The organism is Microbacterium pullorum (assembly GCF_014836535.1).
Taxonomy (GTDB): domain Bacteria; phylum Actinomycetota; class Actinomycetes; order Actinomycetales; family Microbacteriaceae; genus Microbacterium; species Microbacterium pullorum.
The window spans coordinates 44,995-63,804 of sequence record NZ_JACSQP010000004.1; the positions used below are offsets into that span (position 1 = coordinate 44,995).

At 71.3% G+C, this 18,810-nt stretch carries 22 protein-coding genes; 7 read left to right on the forward strand and 15 right to left on the reverse strand.

Going from position 1 to position 18,810, the window contains the following annotated elements:
• Positions 1 to 170: 170 nt before the first annotated feature.
• Entirely contained in the window at positions 171 to 1,586 is a 1,416-nt protein-coding gene (gene purB, locus H9651_RS07140; RefSeq protein WP_191718944.1) for an adenylosuccinate lyase, read from the reverse strand.
• Between the two features lie 5 nt (positions 1,587 to 1,591).
• A complete protein-coding gene (locus H9651_RS07145; protein WP_225216534.1) occupies positions 1,592 to 2,032 on the reverse strand; it encodes a low molecular weight protein-tyrosine-phosphatase in 441 nt (146 codons plus the stop codon).
• Between the two features lie 179 nt (positions 2,033 to 2,211).
• Between H9651_RS07145 and H9651_RS07150 the strand changes: the two genes are divergently transcribed.
• Together H9651_RS07150 and H9651_RS07155 are read left to right on the forward strand one after the other, a co-directional pair.
• Positions 2,212 to 2,484: a hypothetical protein gene (locus tag H9651_RS07150; protein WP_191718618.1), complete on the forward strand. Its 273-nt coding sequence runs from the start codon at positions 2,212 to 2,214 to the stop codon at positions 2,482 to 2,484.
• A complete protein-coding gene (locus tag H9651_RS07155) occupies positions 2,481 to 3,812 on the forward strand; it encodes an alpha/beta hydrolase family protein (protein ID WP_191718619.1) in 1,332 nt (443 codons plus the stop codon). The genes H9651_RS07150 and H9651_RS07155 overlap by 4 nt, the downstream gene beginning before the upstream one ends.
• Here the strand turns inward: H9651_RS07155 and H9651_RS07160 are convergent.
• On the reverse strand, positions 3,784 to 4,176 hold the full coding sequence (locus tag H9651_RS07160; protein ID WP_191718620.1) for a phage holin family protein: 393 nt from the start codon (positions 4,174 to 4,176) through the stop codon (positions 3,784 to 3,786). The two genes, H9651_RS07155 and H9651_RS07160, sit on opposite strands and share 29 nt — an antisense overlap.
• Before the next feature lie 86 nt (positions 4,177 to 4,262).
• On the opposite strand from H9651_RS07160, the gene H9651_RS07165 reads away from it, so the two are divergent.
• The 5 genes from H9651_RS07165 to H9651_RS07185 all read left to right on the forward strand — a co-directional run bounded on the left by H9651_RS07165 (position 4,263) and on the right by H9651_RS07185 (position 9,545).
• Entirely contained in the window at positions 4,263 to 5,372 is a 1,110-nt protein-coding gene (locus H9651_RS07165) for a histidinol-phosphate transaminase (protein WP_191718621.1), read from the forward strand.
• Between the two features lie 91 nt (positions 5,373 to 5,463).
• On the forward strand, positions 5,464 to 6,591 hold the full coding sequence (locus tag H9651_RS07170; protein ID WP_191718622.1) for a thiamine pyrophosphate-dependent dehydrogenase E1 component subunit alpha: 1,128 nt from the start codon (positions 5,464 to 5,466) through the stop codon (positions 6,589 to 6,591).
• Complete coding sequence (locus H9651_RS07175) at positions 6,588 to 7,574, forward strand: alpha-ketoacid dehydrogenase subunit beta (protein ID WP_191718623.1); 987 nt, start codon at positions 6,588 to 6,590, stop codon at positions 7,572 to 7,574. Before H9651_RS07170 ends, H9651_RS07175 begins: the two co-directional genes overlap by 4 nt.
• 31 nt (positions 7,575 to 7,605) lie before the next feature.
• The gene (locus H9651_RS07180) at positions 7,606 to 8,946 is read left to right on the forward strand and encodes a dihydrolipoamide acetyltransferase family protein (protein ID WP_191718624.1); all 1,341 of its coding nucleotides are present in this window, start codon (positions 7,606 to 7,608) and stop codon (positions 8,944 to 8,946) included.
• 122 nt (positions 8,947 to 9,068) lie between these two features.
• Positions 9,069 to 9,545 (forward strand): cupin domain-containing protein, encoded by a 477-nt coding sequence (locus H9651_RS07185; protein WP_191718625.1) that lies wholly within the window; start codon positions 9,069 to 9,071, stop codon positions 9,543 to 9,545.
• A 55-nt stretch (positions 9,546 to 9,600) separates the two neighbouring features.
• Here the strand turns inward: H9651_RS07185 and csrA are convergent, their stop codons facing one another.
• Genes csrA through H9651_RS07245 form a run of 12 tightly spaced genes read right to left on the reverse strand, consistent with a single transcriptional unit; the run spans position 9,601 to position 18,780 of the window.
• Positions 9,601 to 9,873, reverse strand: coding sequence for a carbon storage regulator CsrA (csrA, locus tag H9651_RS07190; RefSeq protein ID WP_191718626.1), 273 nt, complete (start codon positions 9,871 to 9,873; stop codon positions 9,601 to 9,603).
• Between the two features lie 19 nt (positions 9,874 to 9,892).
• The gene (locus H9651_RS07195; protein ID WP_263598645.1) at positions 9,893 to 11,893 is read right to left on the reverse strand and encodes a flagellar biosynthesis protein FlhA; all 2,001 of its coding nucleotides are present in this window, start codon (positions 11,891 to 11,893) and stop codon (positions 9,893 to 9,895) included.
• Between the two features lie 50 nt (positions 11,894 to 11,943).
• Complete coding sequence (locus H9651_RS07200) at positions 11,944 to 13,038, reverse strand: EscU/YscU/HrcU family type III secretion system export apparatus switch protein (protein WP_191718628.1); 1,095 nt, start codon at positions 13,036 to 13,038, stop codon at positions 11,944 to 11,946.
• Positions 13,035 to 13,796 (reverse strand): flagellar biosynthetic protein FliR, encoded by a 762-nt coding sequence (locus tag H9651_RS07205; protein WP_191718629.1) that lies wholly within the window; start codon positions 13,794 to 13,796, stop codon positions 13,035 to 13,037. The genes H9651_RS07200 and H9651_RS07205 overlap by 4 nt, the downstream gene beginning before the upstream one ends.
• A gap of 1 nt (position 13,797) precedes the next feature.
• Positions 13,798 to 14,073: a flagellar biosynthesis protein FliQ gene (fliQ, locus tag H9651_RS07210; protein WP_191718630.1), complete on the reverse strand. Its 276-nt coding sequence runs from the start codon at positions 14,071 to 14,073 to the stop codon at positions 13,798 to 13,800.
• On the reverse strand, positions 14,070 to 14,876 hold the full coding sequence (fliP, locus tag H9651_RS07215; RefSeq protein WP_404803002.1) for a flagellar type III secretion system pore protein FliP: 807 nt from the start codon (positions 14,874 to 14,876) through the stop codon (positions 14,070 to 14,072). The genes fliQ and fliP overlap by 4 nt, the downstream gene beginning before the upstream one ends.
• A complete protein-coding gene (locus H9651_RS07220) occupies positions 14,873 to 15,280 on the reverse strand; it encodes a FliO/MopB family protein (RefSeq protein WP_318244797.1) in 408 nt (135 codons plus the stop codon). The genes fliP and H9651_RS07220 overlap by 4 nt, the downstream gene beginning before the upstream one ends.
• A gap of 49 nt (positions 15,281 to 15,329) precedes the next feature.
• Positions 15,330 to 15,983, reverse strand: coding sequence for a flagellar motor switch protein FliN (gene fliN / locus H9651_RS07225; RefSeq protein WP_191718631.1), 654 nt, complete (start codon positions 15,981 to 15,983; stop codon positions 15,330 to 15,332).
• A complete protein-coding gene (locus tag H9651_RS15025) occupies positions 15,980 to 16,888 on the reverse strand; it encodes a flagellar motor switch protein FliM (protein ID WP_191718632.1) in 909 nt (302 codons plus the stop codon). The genes fliN and H9651_RS15025 overlap by 4 nt, the downstream gene beginning before the upstream one ends.
• 43 nt (positions 16,889 to 16,931) lie before the next feature.
• Positions 16,932 to 17,762, reverse strand: coding sequence for an OmpA/MotB family protein (locus H9651_RS07235; RefSeq protein WP_191718633.1), 831 nt, complete (start codon positions 17,760 to 17,762; stop codon positions 16,932 to 16,934).
• Positions 17,759 to 18,562, reverse strand: coding sequence for a motility protein A (locus H9651_RS07240; RefSeq protein ID WP_191718634.1), 804 nt, complete (start codon positions 18,560 to 18,562; stop codon positions 17,759 to 17,761). The genes H9651_RS07235 and H9651_RS07240 overlap by 4 nt, the downstream gene beginning before the upstream one ends.
• Positions 18,562 to 18,780 (reverse strand): flagellar FlbD family protein, encoded by a 219-nt coding sequence (locus H9651_RS07245; RefSeq protein ID WP_191718635.1) that lies wholly within the window; start codon positions 18,778 to 18,780, stop codon positions 18,562 to 18,564. The genes H9651_RS07240 and H9651_RS07245 overlap by 1 nt, the downstream gene beginning before the upstream one ends.
• Between the last annotated feature and the right edge of the window lie 30 nt (positions 18,781 to 18,810).

An 18,810-nucleotide genomic window follows, 5' to 3' on the forward strand; every position in this document is an offset into this window, starting at 1 on the left:
CGGCTGCTACCAGTCTGTCGGTTCCGGCGAGGTGCTCCAGCGGCGCGCCGCCCGATCGGTGAGACGACAACGGGCGGCCGAGACCGTGGGTGATACCCGTTGTTTCGGCCGTCAGAAGTCGTCTCACCGGGGAAGGTGGGGCGGATGCCGTCGGCCCCGGGGGCGGCGGGCTAGGGCAGCGGGTCGACCAGGCTCGCGGCGAGGCCGGTGTATCCGGCGGGGGTGAGGGCCAGCAGACGCTGCTTCGCGGCGTCGCCGATGTCGAGACCGTCGACGAACTCCGCCAGCTGCGCGGCGCCCACCCGGCGGCCGCGCGTGAAGTCCTTCAGCAGCGCGTACGGGTCGGTGATCTGCGAGCGGCCGGCGGCGATCTCGGCGCGCACGACGGTCTGGATCGCCTCGGCCAGCACCTCCCAGTTCGCGTCGAGGTCGGCCAGCAGCACGTCGCGCGACAGCGAGATCTCGCCGAGACCGCGCTCGAGGTTGTCCAGCGCCAGCAGCGAGTGGCCGAACGCGACGCCGATGTTGCGCTGCGTCGTGGAGTCGGTGAGGTCGCGCTGCTGACGCGAGGTGACGAGCGTCTGCGCGAGGGTCTGGAACAGCCCGCCGGCGATCTCGAGGTTCGCCTCGGCGTTTTCGAACCGGATCGGGTTGATCTTGTGCGGCATGGTCGACGAGCCGGTGGCGCCGGCGACCGGGATCTGGGCGAAGAAGCCCATCGAGATGTAGGTCCAGATGTCGGTGGCGAGATTGTGCAGGATGCCGCCGGCGTGCCGGGCCCGGTCGTACAGCTCCACCTGCCAGTCGTGCGACTCGATCTGGGTGGTCAGCGGGTTGAACCCGATGCCGAGCCCTTCGATGAAGGTGCGCGACAGGTCGGGCCAGTCCACGTCGGGCTCGGCCACGACGTGCGCCGACCAGGTGCCGGTGGCGCCGGAGAACTTCGCCAGGTAGTCGCCACCGGCGATCTGTGCGGCGACGCGCTCGAGGCGCCACGCGAACACCGCGAGCTCTTTGCCCATCGTCGAGGGCGTGGCGGGCTGGCCGTGGGTGCGGGAGAGCATCGCGGCATCCTTGTGCTCCACCGCCAGCGCCCGCAGCTTCGCGATGACGCTGTGCAGCTTCGGCAGCCACACCCGCTCGACGGCCCGACGCACCGTGAGCGCGTACGAGGCGGAGTTGATGTCCTCGCTCGTGCAGGCGAAGTGGGCGAGCTCGGCGATGTCGTCCAGACCCAGCGTCGACAGGCGGTCGCGCACGAGGTACTCCACGGCCTTCACATCGTGACGCGTGACCGCTTCCTTCTCGGCCAGCCAGTCGATCTCAGCCTGCCCGAAGTCGAGGTAGAGGGCGCGCAGGGCTGCCTTGTCGGCCTCGGACAGCGCAGCCGTGCCGAACAGCGATCGATCGGTGAGGGCGAGGATCCACTCGACCTCGACCTCCACGCGCGCACGGTTGAGGCCGGCCTCGGAGAGGTAGTCGGCCAGGCCCGCGACGACGGCGCGGTAACGGCCGTCGAGGGGGCTCAGCGGCTGAAGGGGGAGGGACGTGGGCACGGGACTCCGATCGCTGACGCGGGGGGACAGATCGCTCAGCGGGGCTGACGGACTGCGGGTTCGAGTTGCCGGAACAGCGCCCGGCACGCGCTCTCGATCATACCGAGCACCTCATCGAACATCTCGGGCCCCGCGTAGTACGGGTCGGGCACGTCCAGCTGGTCGCCGGCGATGTCGTCGAAGGTGCGCAGCAGCGCGACTTTGTCGGCGTCGCCCGGTGCGCGCGCCCACTCCAGCAGGATGCGTTCATGGCTGCGATCCAACGCGACGACGAGGTCGGCGACGCGGAAGTCCTCCTGTGTGAACTGTCGCGCCCGGTGGCGTTCGCCGTCGTAGCCGTGCCGCGCCAGCGCGCCGAGGGTGCGCGCATCGGCGCGTTCGCCCACGTGCCAGTCACCGGTGGCTGCGCTCCACGACGCGACACGATGGTCCAGGCCCGCCCGTCGTGTGAACGAGCGGAACACGATGTCGGCCATGGGTGAGCGACAGATGTTTCCGGTACAGACGAAGACGACGCGGAACGGCTCCACGGCGACGGTCACCTCCCCATCATGGCGGCAGCGGCGCGCCCTGCACAGGCCCGAACTCCCGTCGATAACCCCCAATCCGCGTCGTGGGGGCGGCAGGCGGGGGCGGGGCGGGGCACAGTCGAGGGGTGACCGGGAGCCTTGAGACCCACGTGGCGTGCATCGACGCCGCCCGGGCGGCACTCGCCTCGGCGCAGGACGACCTCGCCGCGATGCGGCTGCGGGCCGGGGCCCTCGCGCACGCCACGGCGTGGCAGTCGTCGTCCGCGGCGGCGTTCCGCGAGTCGGTCGACGCGTGGCAACAGGGCATCGCGCTGGCCGATTGGCGCATCGACGGGCTGCGCGACGACCTGCGCCACACGCGGGAGCGTCTCGTGGCGCAGGCGGGCCCCGCGTCGTGAGCGACCTCGAGATCCGCGGCGGCGGCGCGGTGAGCGTCGACACCGCGTCGTTGGATGCCGCGGCCGGCGGCTTCGCCCTCGTCGCCGCCGACCTCGACGATGCGGCAGCACACCTCGCTGCGGTCGCCGCCGATCTCACCCCCGTGGCCTCCGGCGACGCCGAGGCGGTGCGGTGGCTGGCGGCCGACACCGCCGGGTTCGCCGACCGCGCGCGTCTGCTCGCCGGTCGGCTGCGGGAGGCGTCGGCGGTGTACGAGATCGTCGAGCTGCGGGTGCAGCTGCTGGCGGCCGAAGCCGGGGGAGACGAGACCGAGATCATGCGGGCGCGGGTGGCGCTCATGCTCGCGCGCACCACCGATCCCGCGGCGGCACGCGCCGCCGACGCCGCGCTGACGCACTGGCGCAGGGCTGCGGGCGCCGAGTTCGGTGCGCAGGCGCTGGCGCTCGCGCAGCAGGCGGGGCCGTGGGCGCTGGGGGCGGCGGCGGTCGGACTGCCGCTGCTGCGACAGGTGGTGCGTGCCCACGGCGGTGGCACGATCGCCCCGGGCGAGCGCCTCACGGCATCCACCGGGTCGGGCTCCGCCGAACCGCTGCGCCGGTACGAACGCGGGTCGGCGCCCGCGACGCTGGCCGCAGCCGCCGCGCGCATGCCCGGCGCGGGGGAGTCGCGGGTGCGGGTGGAGAAGTACACGATGCCCGACGGCACCCGCCAGTTCGCGGTGTACATCGCCGGCACGCAGAGCCTGGCGACCGCAGACGGCGACGACCCGTTCGACATGCAGTCCAACGTCGAGCTCTACGGCGGGCAGTCGGCCGCTTCGTACGAAGCCGTCGTCGCCGCGCTGCAGGCAGCCGGGGCCGGCGCAGGCGATGCCGTGCACGCGTTCGGCCATTCGCAGGGCGGCATGATCGCGGCGCGCCTGGCGACCGAGGGCGGGTTCGACACCCGCACGGTGGTCACCTTCGGCTCCCCGGTCGCCGCGGCCGTGGGCCCCGGCACCCTGAGTGTCGCGGTGCGGCACACCGACGACCCCGTCGTCGCACTCTCCGCCGGCGGGCTCGCCGCGCCCACCGGCGCCCCGGGGAGCTTCATCGCCGAACGTGTCGCCGATGCACCGGCGAACCTCGGTGACCTGACGCTGCCGAGCCACCACATGACGGCCTACGCCGAGACCGCCGCGATGCTCGACGGCACGGCTGACCCCCGCATGGATGCGGTGCGCGGTGTGCTCGGGGAACTGGCCACGGCGGCATCGGTCGAGACCACCGTGTGGAGCGCGGCTCGGCCGGTCGAGCGGGTCAGTCGCGGCGCTGCGGGCGCAGGATGATGCCGAAGATCCAGTTGATCAGCGAGATGACGATCGCGGCCACCACACCCCACCAGAAGCCCTCGACGCGCAGCCCCCACGACCAGAACGAGGTGATCCACGCCGTCAGCCACAGCAGGAACCCGTTGATGACGAAGGAGATGAGGCCGAGCGTCAGGATGTACAGCGGAAGCGCGACGATCCGCACGATCGTGCCGATGACGGTGTTCACCAGCGCGAAGATCGCGGCGACCGCGAGCAGGGTGAGCACCAGTTGCAGCGTCTCGCCCGGTGCGAAGGCGATGACACTCACCCCCAGCACGGGCATGAGCGTGACGATCCAGATGGCGAACGCGTTGACGACCACGCGGATGAGGAAGCGCATCCCAGCAGTGTGGCACGTGCTCTCGGCGGGGGGCCAGGTGCGGCGCCCGTGACGCGCCGCGCGCCCGACGCTTGTAGGCTCCTCTCGTGACCGAGGCCCTCTCTCCCGCGCCTGTTCGCATCCGTCCCGAGATCGCCGCACTCCCGCCGTACCGGCAGGGCAAGCAGGCCGGGGCCGACGCGTTCAAGCTCTCCAGCAACGAGAACCCGTTCGATCCGCTGCCGAGCGTCGTCGAGGCGCTGCAGTCCGCCACGGCGGTCAACCGCTACCCCGACGCGTCCGCCTCGCGACTGCGCGCCCGGCTCGCGGCGCGGTTCGGGGTGAGTGCGGATGCCGTGCACGTCGCCGCCGGCAGCGTGTCGATCCTGCAGCAGCTGGCGCTCGCGGCAGCCGGCCCCGGCGACGAGCTGATGTACGCCTGGCGCTCGTTCGAGGCCTACCCGGGTCTGGCCGCGGTGGCGGGGGCGACGGCGATCGCCGTGCCGCTGGCCGCGGACGGCACGCACGACCTCGACGCGATGGCTGCGGCGGTCACCGACCGCACCCGGCTGATCCTCGTCTGCAGCCCCAACAACCCCACCGGCCCGATCGTGACGCAGGCCGACTTCGACGCGTTCCTGGCGCGTGTGCCGGGCGACTGCCTCGTCGTGCTCGACGAGGCCTACGCCGAGTTCGTCACCGATCCCGCGGCCGTGGACGGCGCGCGGGTGCTGGCCGCCGGGCACCAGAACGTCGTCGTGCTGCGCACCTTCTCGAAGGCCTACGGCCTCGCGGGCCTGCGCATCGGGTACGGCGTGGGGCACCCCCGCATCCTGGACGCGGCGCGCACCACCGGCATCCCGCTGTCGGTCACCGCCGCCGCCGAGCAGGCGGCACTGGCGAGCCTCGATGCCGAAGACGAGCTCATCGCCCGGGTCGCCGTCATCACCGAGCGCCGTGACCGGCTCGCGGCGGGCCTGCACGCCCAGGGCTGGAACGTGCCCGACGCGCAGGGAAACTTCGTGTGGCTCCCGACCGGCGAACTCACCGTCGACGTCGCCCCCCGGTTCGAGGACGCCGGCCTCATCGTGCGGCCGTTCGCCGGCGACGGCGTGCGCATCTCGGTGGGTGAGGAGGAGTCGATCGCGACGGTGCTGGAGGTTGCGGCATCCGCCCTCTCGCTCCTGCCCGAGGGCCACGCCGCACGGACGAACTGACGCCGTCGCTGTGGAGCAGGCACGGCGAATAGCAGGATCCGTTGTGGGATCCCTTGCGGTCGGTGCCGGCCGTGCACGTTAGCGTAGGAGCATGACCCTGCCCGACGATCCCGCCCTCGTGCGTGTCCTTGCGGCCGATGGGTCGTTCGCGCCGTCGCCGGCCGCGGAGCCGTATCTCGAGGTGATCGACGCGCTCGCCGACGCCGACCTCGAGCAGTTCTACCGCGACATGGCCGTCAGTCGCGCGTTCGACCGGCAGGCCACCAACCTGCAGCGACAGGGCCAGCTGGCCCTGTGGCCGCCGTCGTTCGGGCAGGAGGCCGCACAGGTCGGCTCGGCACGCGCGGCGCGCGCGCAGGACCACATCTTCCCGTCGTACCGGGAGCACGTCGTCTGCACGATCCGCGGCGTCGACCCCGTCGACATCATCCGCATGATGCGCGGCCTCACCCACGGCGGCTGGGACCCGGCCGACCCCGCCAACGGCAACACCCGCCCGTACACGCTCGTGCTCGGCTCCCACACGCTGCACGCCACCGGCTTCGGCATGGGGCTCGTCTTCGACGGCCGCACCGGCACCGGCGACGCCGCCGTCGACGAGGCCGTCATGGTCTACTACGGCGATGGGGCCTCGAGCCAGGGCGATGTGCACGAGGCCATGGTGTTCGCCGCGAGCTACCGCGTGCCGCAGGTGTTCTTCCTGCAGAACAACCAGTGGGCGATCTCGGTCCCCGTCGCCACCCAGTCGCGCACCCCGCTGCACCTGCGCGCCGCCGGCTACATGCCGTCGGTGCTCGTGGACGGCAACGACGTGCTCGCCAGCTACGCCGTCACCAAGGTCGCGCTCGACCAGGCCCGCTCCGGCGCCGGCCCTCACGCGATCGAGGCGATGACCTACCGCATGGGCGCGCACACCACGAGTGACGACCCCACCAAGTACCGCACCTCCGACGAGGAGCAGACCTGGACCGCGCGCGACCCGCTGGTGCGCATGCGGGCCTTCCTCACCGCCCGTGGGGCGAGCGAGGCGCTGTTCGCCGACATCGATGCCGAGGCGCAGGCCGTCGCCGACGACGTGCGCACCCGCACCAACGCGCTGGGCACCATCCCGGCCGAGTCGATGTTCGCGCACGTCTACAGCGACCCGCACCCGCTCGTGGCCGAGCAGCGCGAGTGGCTCGCCGCCTACGAGGCATCGTTCGAGGAGGGCGCGTCATGACCGCGTCGACGACCACCATGCCGCTGGGCCGCGCCCTCAACGCGGGGCTCCGCGCCGCGCTCGCCGCCGACGACCACGTGCTGCTGATGGGCGAGGACATCGGGCGTCTCGGCGGGGTGTTCCGCGTCACCGAGGGCCTGCAGGCCGAGTTCGGCGACCGCCGCGTGCTCGACACGCCGCTGGCCGAGTCCGGCATCATCGGCACCGCGATCGGGTTGGCGATGGCCGGCTTCCGTCCCGTCGTCGAGATCCAGTTCGACGGGTTCGTCTTCCCCGGGTTCGACCAGATCACCACGCAGCTGGCCAAGCTCACCAACCGCTATGAGGGTGCGCTCCAGATGCCGGTCGTCATCCGCATCCCCTACGGGGGGCACATCGGCGCGGTCGAACACCACCAGGAGAGCCCCGAGGCCTACTTCGCCCACACGCCGGGCCTGCGCGTCGTCGCGCCGTCGACCGCGAACGACGCGTACTGGATGATCCAGGATGCCATCGCCTCGCCCGACCCCGTGATCTTCCTCGAGCCCAAGGCCAAGTACTGGGCCAAGGGCGAGGTCGATCTGTCGGCGCCCGCCGTGCCGCTGCACGCCTCGCGGGTCGTGCGCCGCGGCACCGATGTGACCCTCGTCGGGCACGGCGCCATGGTCACCACGCTGCTGCAGGCCGCCGCCATCGCCGAAGGCGAGGGCACGTCGTGCGAAGTCATCGACATGCGCTCCCTCTCGCCCGTCGACTACGGGCCCATCCTCGACTCGGTGCGCCGCACCGGCCGCATGGTCTACGCCCAGGAGGCCCCCGGCTTCGTCTCGGTCGGGTCGGAGGTGGCCGCCACCGTCATGGAGCGAGCCTTCTACGCCCTCGAAGCACCCGTGCTGCGGGTGTCGGGGTTCGACGTGCCGTTCCCGCCCGCGAAGCTCGAGGGCGTCTATCTCCCCGATGCCGACCGCATCCTCGAGGCCGTCGATCGCGTTCTCGCTCATTGAGACCGATCGGGCCGCAGCGAAAGGACCACGCATGAGCACGCAGACCTTCGTCCTGCCCGACGTCGGTGAAGGACTCACCGAGGCCGAGATCGTGCAGTGGCGCGTCGCCGCCGGCGATGTCGTCGCCGTCAACGACGTCATCGTCGAGATCGAGACCGCCAAGTCGCTCGTCGAGCTGCCGTCGCCGTTCGCCGGCACCGTGGGCGAACTGCTCGTCGAGGAGGGCACGACGGTCGCCGTCGGCGCCCCGATCATCACGATCCGCTCCGCCGCGGCCGCCGAGGCCCCGGCCCCCGCGGTCGTGGGGCACTCCGAGCACGGCGAGCCCGCGGCATCCGACGAGGGCGGGGGAGCGGTGCTCGTCGGCTACGGCACCGGTGGCGCGGTCGCGTCCCGCCGACGTCCCGCACGCGCGCAGAGCCCGGAGCACCAGGTGCGCGCGTCGGTCGGTGTCGTCGCCAAGCCCCCTATCCGCAAGCTCGCCCGCGACCTGGGCGTCGACCTCGGCGCCGTGACCCCGAGCGGTCCCGCGGGCGAGGTCACCCGCGAGGATGTGCTCGCGCAGGCATCGCAGGCGAGCGTCTTCCGCAACCTGCAGACGCCCGACCGCCCCGAGGTGCGCGAGCAGACGATCCCCGTCGCCCCGCCCGCGCCTCCCGCCGCCGCCGACGGTCGCGAGGAGACCATCCCGGTCAAGGGCGTGCGCAAGGCCACCGCCTCGGCGATGGTGCGCTCCGCCTACACCGCGCCCCACGTGTCGGTGTGGACCGACGTCGACGCCAGCCGCACCATGGAGCTCGTCAAACGACTGAAGGCCTCGCCCGACTTCGCCGACATCAAGGTGTCGCCGCTGCTGATCATGGCCCGCGCCGTCATCTGGGCGGTGCGGCGCACGCCGATGATCAACGCCGCCTGGATCGACACCGACGACGGCGCCGAGATCCGGGTGCGCAACTACGTGAACCTCGGCATCGCGGCGGCCACACCCCGCGGCCTGCTCGTGCCGAACATCAAGGACGCGCAGGACCTCAACATGCGCGATCTCGCCCGGGCGCTCGAGCGGCTCACCCTCACCGCCCGGGAGGGGCGCACCGCCCCCGCCGACCAGCAGGGCGGCACCATCACGATCACCAACATCGGCGTCTTCGGCATGGATGCCGGCACCCCCACGATCAACCCGGGCGAGTCCGGCATCGTCGCGATGGGTGCGATCCGTCAGAAGCCGTGGGTCGTCGAGGGCGAGGTGCGCCCCCGGTGGGTGACCACCGTGTCGGGGTCGTTCGACCACCGCGTGATCGACGGCGACGCGATGAGCCGGTTCATCGCCGACGTGGCATCGGTGCTCGAGGAGCCCGCGCTGCTGCTGGACTGACGGCGGCGATCACCGGGGTGCGCTGCACCGATCGGCTGTCTTCCCATCCTTGCCCCGCCGTGCGATGATCAGCGCGCCCGCGTGGTTCGGGGCGGTTCATCCGGCATCGAGGAGACACGACAATGACTGTGAGCGACAGCGGTGCGCGCCCGAATGCGTTCGACATCGAAGCCGCGACCCGGCAGAACGAGAATTACCGGACGGTCGTGTGGACGGGGAAGTACCTGCAGGTGACCCTGATGTCCATTCCCGTCGGTGAGTCGATCGGTCTCGAAGCTCACCCCGAGACCGATCAGTTCCTCCGTCTCGATGCCGGCACGGGCAGGGTCGTCATGGGCCCGGAGAAGGATCACCTCGATTTCGAGCAGGATGTCGTCGACGGCTGGTCCATTCAGGTTCCCGCCGGCACGTGGCATGACGTGATCAACACGGGCGATTCACCGCTGCGCCTCTACACGGTCTACGCGCCGTCCCACCATGCCGACGGCATCGTGCAGGCGACCCGTGCCGATGCGGAGCGCGACGAGGCGGCCGGAGCGGACGAGCCCCCCTCGTGGACGGTGCAGCCGCCCACGGGCGGCGCCGACGAGCACGCCTAGCCGCAGTGCTGCGCTGCGCGACCCTTCCGGGCGAGCAGGGCAGACGCCCGCGCGGTCACGGCGCGGCGGTGTCGTCCCCTGCGGGCGGGGTCGCCTCGTGACGCCGGGCCAGAGCGCGCAGCAGCGCGGACTCGTCGTCGGCGCCCGCGTGGGCGGCGGAGACGTTCTCGGTCGCCACGGCGGCGACGATCTCGGCCCGCTGGATGCGGGTCTCGCGCGGCGCCTGGATGCCGATGCGCACGCTGTCGCCCTTGACATCGAGCACCGTCACTTCGATGTCGTCGCCGATGAGCAACCGCTCACCGACTCTTCTCGTCAAGACCAGCATTCGTTCACACTACTTCCCGTCAGGCCGCGCTGATCGCGTGGGCGTCGCCGGCGAGGTCGCGGACGACGCCGACGGTATCGATCACGAGACCCCCGGCGGTCGCCTCGTTGTAGGACAGCACCGGCAGGCCATCGGCCTGCGCGGAGACGAGCCGGCGCACCGCACCGCGCAGCGACGGCGCGCACACCAGCACCGGTTCGGGACCGGGGCCGGCCGAGGCCACTGCCGCGCGGGTCGACTCGATGACGGCCTCGAGGCGGTGCGGGTCGAACGCGATCTGCGCGCCCTCGTCGCTCGGGCGGAGCGCCTCGAGCATCGACTGCTCCAGGAGCGGATTGACCATGACGATGCGCAGACGCCCGTCCTCGGCGAAGCGCGCGGCGATCGCGGGGCCGAGCGCCGCACGCGCGGCCTCGATGAGCCCTTCGGGTTCGGCGGAGGTCTTCGCGCGCAGCGCGAGCGCCTCGTAGATGCGGGCGAGGTCGTTGATCGCGACGCGCTCGGCCAGCAGCCCCTGCAGCACCCGCTGGATCTCGGCGAGCGACAGCAGCGCGGGGGTGAGCTCCTCCACCGCTGCCGGACTCACCTGGCGCAGGCCATCGGTGAGCTGGCGCACGTCCTCGCGGCTGAGCAGCCGCGCCGCGTGCGTCTGGATGATGTTGGACAGGTGCGTGATGATGACGCTCGCCCGGTCGATCACGGTTGCGCCGGCCAGCTCGGCGCTGTGGCGCATCTCCATCGGCACCCACTTGCCCTCGATGCCGAACACCGGCTCGGTGAACGACGTGCCGGGCAGCTCGTCGAGCCCCTGACCGAGGGCGAGCAGCGCCCCGCGCGGGGCCACCCCGCGGCCCGCCTCGACCCCGGCGACGCGGATCACATAGGTCGTGGGGGCGAGCTCGATGCTGTCGCGCGTGCGCACCGGCGGCACCACCAGACCCAGGTCCGACGCGGTCTTGCGGCGCAGCGACTTCACGCGCGCGAGCAGGTCGTCGGGGCCGCCGGTGACGAGGTCGACGATGTCGGGGGCCAGGAGGATCTCGAGCGAATGCACCCGCATGCGCTCGATGAGGTCCTCCGTGGCATCCACCGCCGGCCCGGCCGACGTCGGCGCGTCTTGCGTGTCTGCCTCGCGTGCCTGGCTGGCCTTGATGCGCTGGGCGACCAGCGCGAGCACGCCGCCGACCGCAAGGAACGGCAGCATCGGCATGCCGGGGACGAACGACATCGCCGCGGCCGCGCCGGCGGCGATGAGCAGGGCGTTGCGGGACTGGCTCAGCTGGGCGGTGGCCTCGCTGCCCATCTCGGCCTCGGCGTTGGAGCGGGTGACGATCATGCCGGTGGCGACCGCCATGAGCAGCGCCGGGATCTGGGTGACCAGGCCGTCGCCGATCGTGAGGAGGGCGTAGGTGTCGACCGCCTCGCCGATCTCCATGCCGTGGGAGAGCAGGCCGATGGCGATGCCGCCGACGAGGTTGATGACGATGATGACCAGGCCCGCGATCGCGTCACCCTTGACGAACTTCGAGGCGCCGTCCATCGCGCCGTAGAAGTCGGCCTCGGCGGCCACCTCGGCGCGGCGGTTGCGCGCTTCGGTGTCGGTGATGAGGCCGGCGTTGAGGTCGGCGTCGATGGCCATCTGCTTGCCGGGCATGGCATCGAGGGTGAAGCGGGCGCCCACCTCGGCGACGCGCTCGGCGCCCTTGGTGACGACGACGAACTGGATGACCACGAGGATCAGGAACACGACGATGCCGATCACCAGCGAACCACCGACGGCGATCGCCCCGAACGCGTCGATGACCTGCCCCGCGTGCGCCTCGCCGAGCACGAGCTTGGTGGATGCCACGTTCAGCCCCAGTCGGAACAGCGTCGCGACCAGCAGCAGTGAGGGGAAGACCGAGAAATCCAGTGGCTTCTTCACGAACATCGTGGTCAGCAGCACCAGCAGCGCGAACAGGATGTTCACGATGATGAGCAGGTCCAGCATGAAGGCGGGGACGGGCACCACCAGCAGCATGATGATGCCGACGACGCCGATGGGCACCGCGGTCTTGAGCAGGATGTTCTTCACTGGGCTCTCCTGGGTGGGAGGGTGTGGACACCGCGGGCGGCGCCACGGCGTTTGAGGTTGTCGATGAAGACGAGGACGCGGGCGACGGCGGTGTACAGCTCGGCCGGGATCTCCTGGCCGAGCTCGCACGCGCCGTGGAGTGCCCGGGCGAGGGGGATGTCACGGACGAGGGGGACGCCGGCGTCGGCCGCACGGTCGCGGATGCGTTCGGCGATGGCGCCGCTGCCCTTGGCCACGACCCGGGGCGCGGATTTGCCGGGCTCGTAGCGCAGCGCGACCGCGATGTGGGTGGGGTTCACGAGCACGACATCGGAGTCGGCGACGGCGGCGAACATGCGGTTGCGGCTCATCGCCATCTGCCGGGCACGACGCTGACTGCGGATGAGCGGGTCGCCCTCGGTCTTCTTGTGCTCGTCGGTGGCTTCCTTCTTGGTCATGCGCGTGTGCTTGCGGTTGCGCTTGATCACGACCAGCACGTCGACCGCGGCCAGCGCGATCCCCACCGCGACGGCGGTCATCAGCAGCGACGCCGTGCCGTTGGCGGCGACGTCGAGCAGGTGCACGATCGAGTGGCCGCCGCTGGCGGTGAGCACCGGCACGAGACCGGCGATGATGACATACAGCGCCAGCCCGATCGCGGCCGTCTTCAGCAGCGCCTTGATTCCCTCCCACAGCGGCTGCATGCCGAACAGCCGCTTCACGCCGTTGAGCACGTTGAACTGTTCGAAGCGGGTGGGCACCCCCCGCAGATGCACGCCGCCCTGGGCGACCGCGCCGATGAGGGTGACGATCGCCACCACCGCGAGCATGGGCCCGAGCGTCGCCGCGATCGACCCGAAGGCCGATTCGAGGGCGGCGACGGCGTTCTGCGGCTGCGGGTCGAGGATGATCGCCCGGACGGCGACGAACTGCGTGGCGCCGGCGGCGGCCCCGGCGCCGACGGCGTTGGCCATCATCGCGGCTGCCGCGGCGATGCCCAGCCACGCCGTGAAGTCCTGGCTGCGCGTCAGGCGGCCCTTGCGGCGGGCCTCCTTCAACCGTTTGTCGGTGGCCTTCTCGGTGCGCTCCCCGGAGTCGCCGCCGCCACTCATCGCGTCCCTCCCGTGAGCAGGCCGAACGCATCGTCGGCGAGGGCGCTGACGATGGTGGGCAGGGCCAGCACGACCGTGCCCGACAGCAGGAAGGTGAGGAGGATCTTCACGGGGAAGCCCATCGCGAAGGCGTTGAGGGCCGGCGCGACGCGGGTGATGAGGCCGAGGCCGATGTCGGCGAGGAACAGCACGAGCACGAGCGGGCCGGCGATCTGCACGGCGGCCAGCACCATCTGGGAGGTCGTGTCGATCAGCAGTTCGACGGGGCGGCTGAGATCCAGCATCCCGTCGACGGGGACCGCGTCGAAGCTGCGGACGACGCCGGCGAGGATGAGCTGGTAGCCGTTGGAGGCGAACAGCAGCGCCAGCGCGATCATCTGGAACAGGCGGGTGAACTGGGCGCCGTTGACCTGCATCTGCGGGTCGAACGCCTGCGCGAGCTGGAACCCGCCGAACACGTCGATGAGGCTGCCGGCCGACTGCACGGCCGAGAAGCAGATCATCACGAGGGTGCCCAGCAGCGCCCCGGTGATCACCTGGATGATCAGCGCCGCGATGAACGCCCCCGTGTCGAGGCTCTCGTAGCCCGATGAGACCGTGCTGCTCACGGCGAGGGCGAGCGCCACCCCCAGCATCGCCTTGATGCGGGCGGGGAACGCCCGGAACGAGAACGGTGGCGCGATGATGAGGAACGCGGTCGCCCTCACCGCGGCCAGTGCGGTCGCCTCGAGCCAGGCGAAGTCGATGGGGATGTACACGTCATCCGCCGGAGAGCAGCTGCGGGATGCGCGCGAACATCTCGTGGGTGAACGCGATCGCCTCGGCGATCATCCAGTTGCCGCAGACGATGAGTGCGATGGCCACGGCGATCGCCTTCGGCACGAACGACAGGGTCACCTCCTGGATCTGCGTGATCGACTGCAGCAGCGAGATGGAGAAGCCGACCACGAGCGCGGTGATCAGCAGCGGTGCGGCGAGCTTGGCCGCGAGCATGAGGCCCTGCATGCCGATGTCGAGGACGGCTTCGGGGGTCATCCGCCACCCCCGTAGCTCTCCACGAGCGTGCGCAGGATGAGCCCCCACCCGTCGACCAGGATGAACAGCAGGATCTTGAACGGCAGGGAGATCATCACCGGCGGCAGCATCATCATGCCCATCGACATGAGCGCGGCGGCGACGACCAGGTCGATGATGAGGAACGGCACGAAGATGACGAAGCCGATGATGAACGCGGCGCGCAGCTCGGAGATCATGAATGCCGGGATGAGCGTCTGCAGCGGCACGTCCGCCGCCGCCTCGGGGTTGTCGAACCCGGCGAAGCGGGTCATGAGGGCCAGGTCCTCCTCGCGCGTGTACGCGAGCATCCAGGTGCGCAGCGGGTCGGAACCGAGCGCGACGGCATCGGTGAAGGTGATGCCGCCGTCGACATAGGGCTGCACGGCGATCGTGTTGATGTCGGTGAGGACCGGCCACATGATGAACAGCGACAGGAACAGCGCGAGTCCTGACAGCACCTGGTTGGGCGGGATCGTCGGCAGCGACAGGGCGTTGCGGGTCATCGCGAGCACCACGAAGATCTTCGTGAACGACGACATCATCACCAGCAGTGCCGGCGCCACCGACAGCACCGTGATGCCGAGCAGAGTGAGGATCGATGCCGATGGCGTGCCGTCGATGCCGTTGATGTCCACGCTCACCCCGCCGGTGGCCGGGGGAGTCGGTTCCACGACATCGGCGTAGGCCGGCGCCGCGCTGAGCAGCTGGAGGGCGATCACGGCGAGCAACGCCACTGCGAGCAGCGACAGCAGCCGCACCGGGACCCGCCGCGCGCCGGTCACGCTCCCAGCGCCCGACGAAGGACCTCCGCGGCGCCGCGTGCGGGGGTGGTGGGGCGGCCGAACGCCCGGGCGGGCGGGGTGCTCGCCGCGGAGCCGCGATTGAGCGTGCGCCGCAGCGGCAGCGAGACCGGCGGGGAGAGTTCGGTGCCGGTGGGGTCGGTGCCGGCGGCCTCGGCCGGTGCGGGCGCGGACTGGCCGGGGGTGGGCAGCGGCAGCCGGTCGACGACCGACACCCCGGCCTCGGTGACCCCGAGCACGTAGCGGGCGCCTTCGATGTCGACCACGACGATCTGCGCCTTGGCGCCCACGCCCTGCTTCGCGACGACGCGGATCGGCTCCTGCGTGCGCGGACCTGCGCTGCGGCGGGAAAGCTTGCGTTGGATCAGCCAGAGCGCACTGAGCACCGCCGCCAGGGAGACGACGACGCGCAGGGCAAGCAGCAGATCGTCCAGTTCACGCCTCCGCGTTCTCGATGATCCGCGTGATGCGCACCGCGTAGTCCTGGTCGACGACCACGATCTCGCCGTGGGCGATGAGGCGCCCGTTGAGCTTCACGTCGGCGGGGGCGCCCGCCGAGCGGTCGAGCTCGACGATGCGGCCGGGCTCCAGGTCGAGCACGTCGCGCACCGTCATGCGGGTGCGACCGACCTCGACCGTGAGGTCCATCTCGACGCCGGCGATGCGCTGCAGGCGGCGGGGCGAGGCCGACCGCGTCTGCGAGATGCGCACCGCGAGGCGGCCGATGGTGCGCTCGTTCTCGTCGACGAGGTCGAACACCTGCGCGGCCGGGTGCGAGAACAGCGCCGACGCGTCGCCGATGGCGGGCTCGCCGAGCACCGAGGGGCCGAAGGCCGTGGCCGCGGCATCCAGCGAGTCGTGCAGCCGCTCGGTGAGCGGGGCGCCCGACAGGCCGTCGACCAGCGTGCTCTCGTCGAGCATCATGACCGCCAGCGCCGCGCTGGTGTCGCCCACCGACGAGACCATCACGGCATCGCCGGTCTCGCTCGATCCGCTCGACGGCCGCGCCGTGACGGGACCCGCGGTCGGCAGGCGGTCGGCGAACGCGGCGGCGGCGGCGGCGAACTCGTGGGCGGTGGTGCTGGTCATTGCAGCTCCTCGGCGAGGGAAGGGGACAGATCGGATGAGGTGACGACGCACGCGAGACGGGCGCCGTTGGCGCCGACGGCGGCGGACGCGACGACGTTGTCGCCCACGGCGAGGTCGAGCGGGCGGTCCTGGCCGTGCGGCAGGGGGATCACATCTCCCACCGAGAGCGTCAGCACCTCGCTCGGGCGCATGCTGCGCGGGGTGAGACGCAGGGTGAGTTCGACGGGGGTCTGCTCGACGTGCCAGCGCACGACGCCGGGGTCGGTGGCCGCGTGCGGCGCGGATGCCGTGCGCGACAGCCGCTCCAGCAGCGAGGCGGCGGGAAGGGCGATGGTGGCCGTCTCGGTGCGGTCGGCGAACTTCATCGAGAACCGGGCGACGACGACCAGTTCCTGGGCGGCGGCGATCTGGGCGAACGCGGAGTTGTACTGCACGGCGCTCACCGACAGTTCGTGGGGCAGGAGCGCGCCGAGCGATCCTCGCAGGTGCCCGAGCGTCTCATCCATGAGCGCGCGCAGCAGCGCCTGCTCGACGGCGGTGAGGGGGCGGGTGTCGATGCGGCCCGGCACGTCGCCGCCCAGCATCTTCACGATCCAGGACAGGGCGGTGTCGAGGGGGAACTCCACGATGATGCGGTCGTCGGAGCCTTCGGCGGCGCAGATGACGAGGGTCGTCGTCAGCGGCACGGTGGCCACGTACTCGTCGTACGTCTCCAGGTTCACCCGTTCGACGGCGATGTGGGCGCGCAGACGGGTCTTCGAAGTCAGCTGGATCGCCCACTGCCGGGCGAACGCGTCGAACGCTCCCGCGAGGGCGCGGGTGTGCTCACGCGAGAGAGCGGCGGGGCGACCGAAGTCGTAGCGCTCCGGACCCGTGGTCGGGTGCGCGCGGTCGTCGATCTGCACGGATGGGACTATCGGGCGGCGGGCGCCGTGCGTAAGGGGGAGATCAGCGCGCGGCGTCGACTGCCGACATCTGCGGCAGGAGGGCGCGCACCTCCTCGTCGGCGTCGGACAGCACGACGATGTCGACGCGACGGTTGGTGGCGAGCGCCTGCTCGCTGTCACCCTGCGCGATGGGACGCGAGGAGCCGTACCCGACCGAGGTGATGCGCTCCGCCCCGACCGAGCGTGCGTCGACGAGGTACCCGAGCACCCCGGTCGCCCGTGCGGTGGACAGCTGCCAGTTGTCGGCGAACGGGGCGTACGGCGGCCGGTGATCGGCGTGCCCTTCCACCGAGATCTGGTGCTGGTCGGTGGCGAGCACGCCCCCGACGGCGTCGAGCACGGCGCGGGCCTTGTCGGAGAGCTGGTCGCTGTTGGTCGCGAAGAACGTCTCGGCGCTGACCAGGCCGATCGTGAGCCCGCGGTCATCGATGGTGAACGTCGCCGCGTCGCCGAGTCCCTGGGTGTCGAGGGCTCCCTGCAGGCGGGCCCGCAGGTCGTCGAGACCGAAGTACTCCAGCTCCGCCGCCGTCGGCTGCGGGTCGGCCGCCGGCACGGCGATGTCGAGGAAGCCTTCGCCGGCTTCGTCGAGCAGTTCGGGCGGGATGATGACGCCTTCTGAGACATCGATCTCCGCCGAGGCCTCGGCGCCGAACCCCGTCGCGAGCGAGGCGCGCAGGGCTTCGAACTTCTGCTCGTCGACCGAGGACATCGCGAACATGACGATGAACATGCACATGAGCACCGTCACCATGTCGAGGTACGACGCCATCCAGCGTTCGTCGGGGCCCTGGTGGCCGTGGTCGGGGATGCGACGCGCGCGCCGGACGCTCATATGTGCTCGTCCGCGCCCTGCGGGGACTTCTCCTTGCGCTTGCCGCCCTTCGCGACCGCCTCGGGAGCCAGCGCCCGCAGGCGTTCCTCGACGAGGTGGGGCGGGCTGCCCGACTGCACGGCGAGCATGCCCTCGGTGAGCAGCGTCATCCGGTCGATCTCGATCTCGGCGAGGCGCTGCAGGCGCGCGCCGATGGGGAGCCAGATGAAGTTCGCCGACAGCAGGCCCCACAAGGTCGCGACGAACGCCGCCGCGATGAGCGGGCCGAGGGTGTCGGGCTGGTCGAGCTTCTCGAGCACGTGGGTGAGGGAGACGACGGTGCCGACGATGCCGACGGTGGGGGCGTACCCGCCGAGGGTGCTGTAGAAGCGTGCGGCGGTGCGGCGGTGCGATGCGGTCGTCGCGACCTGGTCTTCCATGAGCACGCGGAGGTCGTCGGCATCCGTGCCGTCGGCGATGTTCTGCAGCGCCTGCCGGAGGAAGGGGTCCTTCTCGTCGGCGACGGCGCCTTCCAGGGCGAGGAGCCCCTGCATGCGCGCGATCTCGGCGTAGTGGACGACCTTGTCGATGAGGTCCTTCGTCGACCCGCCGAGCCCGCGGAAGGCGCGGGGGAGGGCGCGCAGCGCACCGGCGGCATCGCTCAGGGTGCCACCGGCGATGCCGATGGCGATCGTGGCGCCGAACACGAGCACCATGGGTGCCGGCAGCAGGAGGGCGCTGATGTGCGCGCCCTCGAGGGTGATCATCGCCAGCAGCCCGCCGAAGGCGAGCAGGATGCCGATGAGCAGTGACGGGTCCATCAGTCCTCGCCTTCTGCAACACGCCGGCCCGCCGCCGTGGCGATGACCCGGGCGCGGTAGTCCACGATCCTGTCGATGACGGCCTCCATCGTCTCGACCACCACGAAGGTGGCGCCGTCGACCATCACGAGGGTGGTGTCGGGGGTGACCTGGATGCGCTCGATGAGGTCGGGATTCACAGCGAAGGGGGCACGGTTCAGGCGCGTGAGGACGATCATGCGCTCTCTTCCTTCTGGATCCGACGGGAG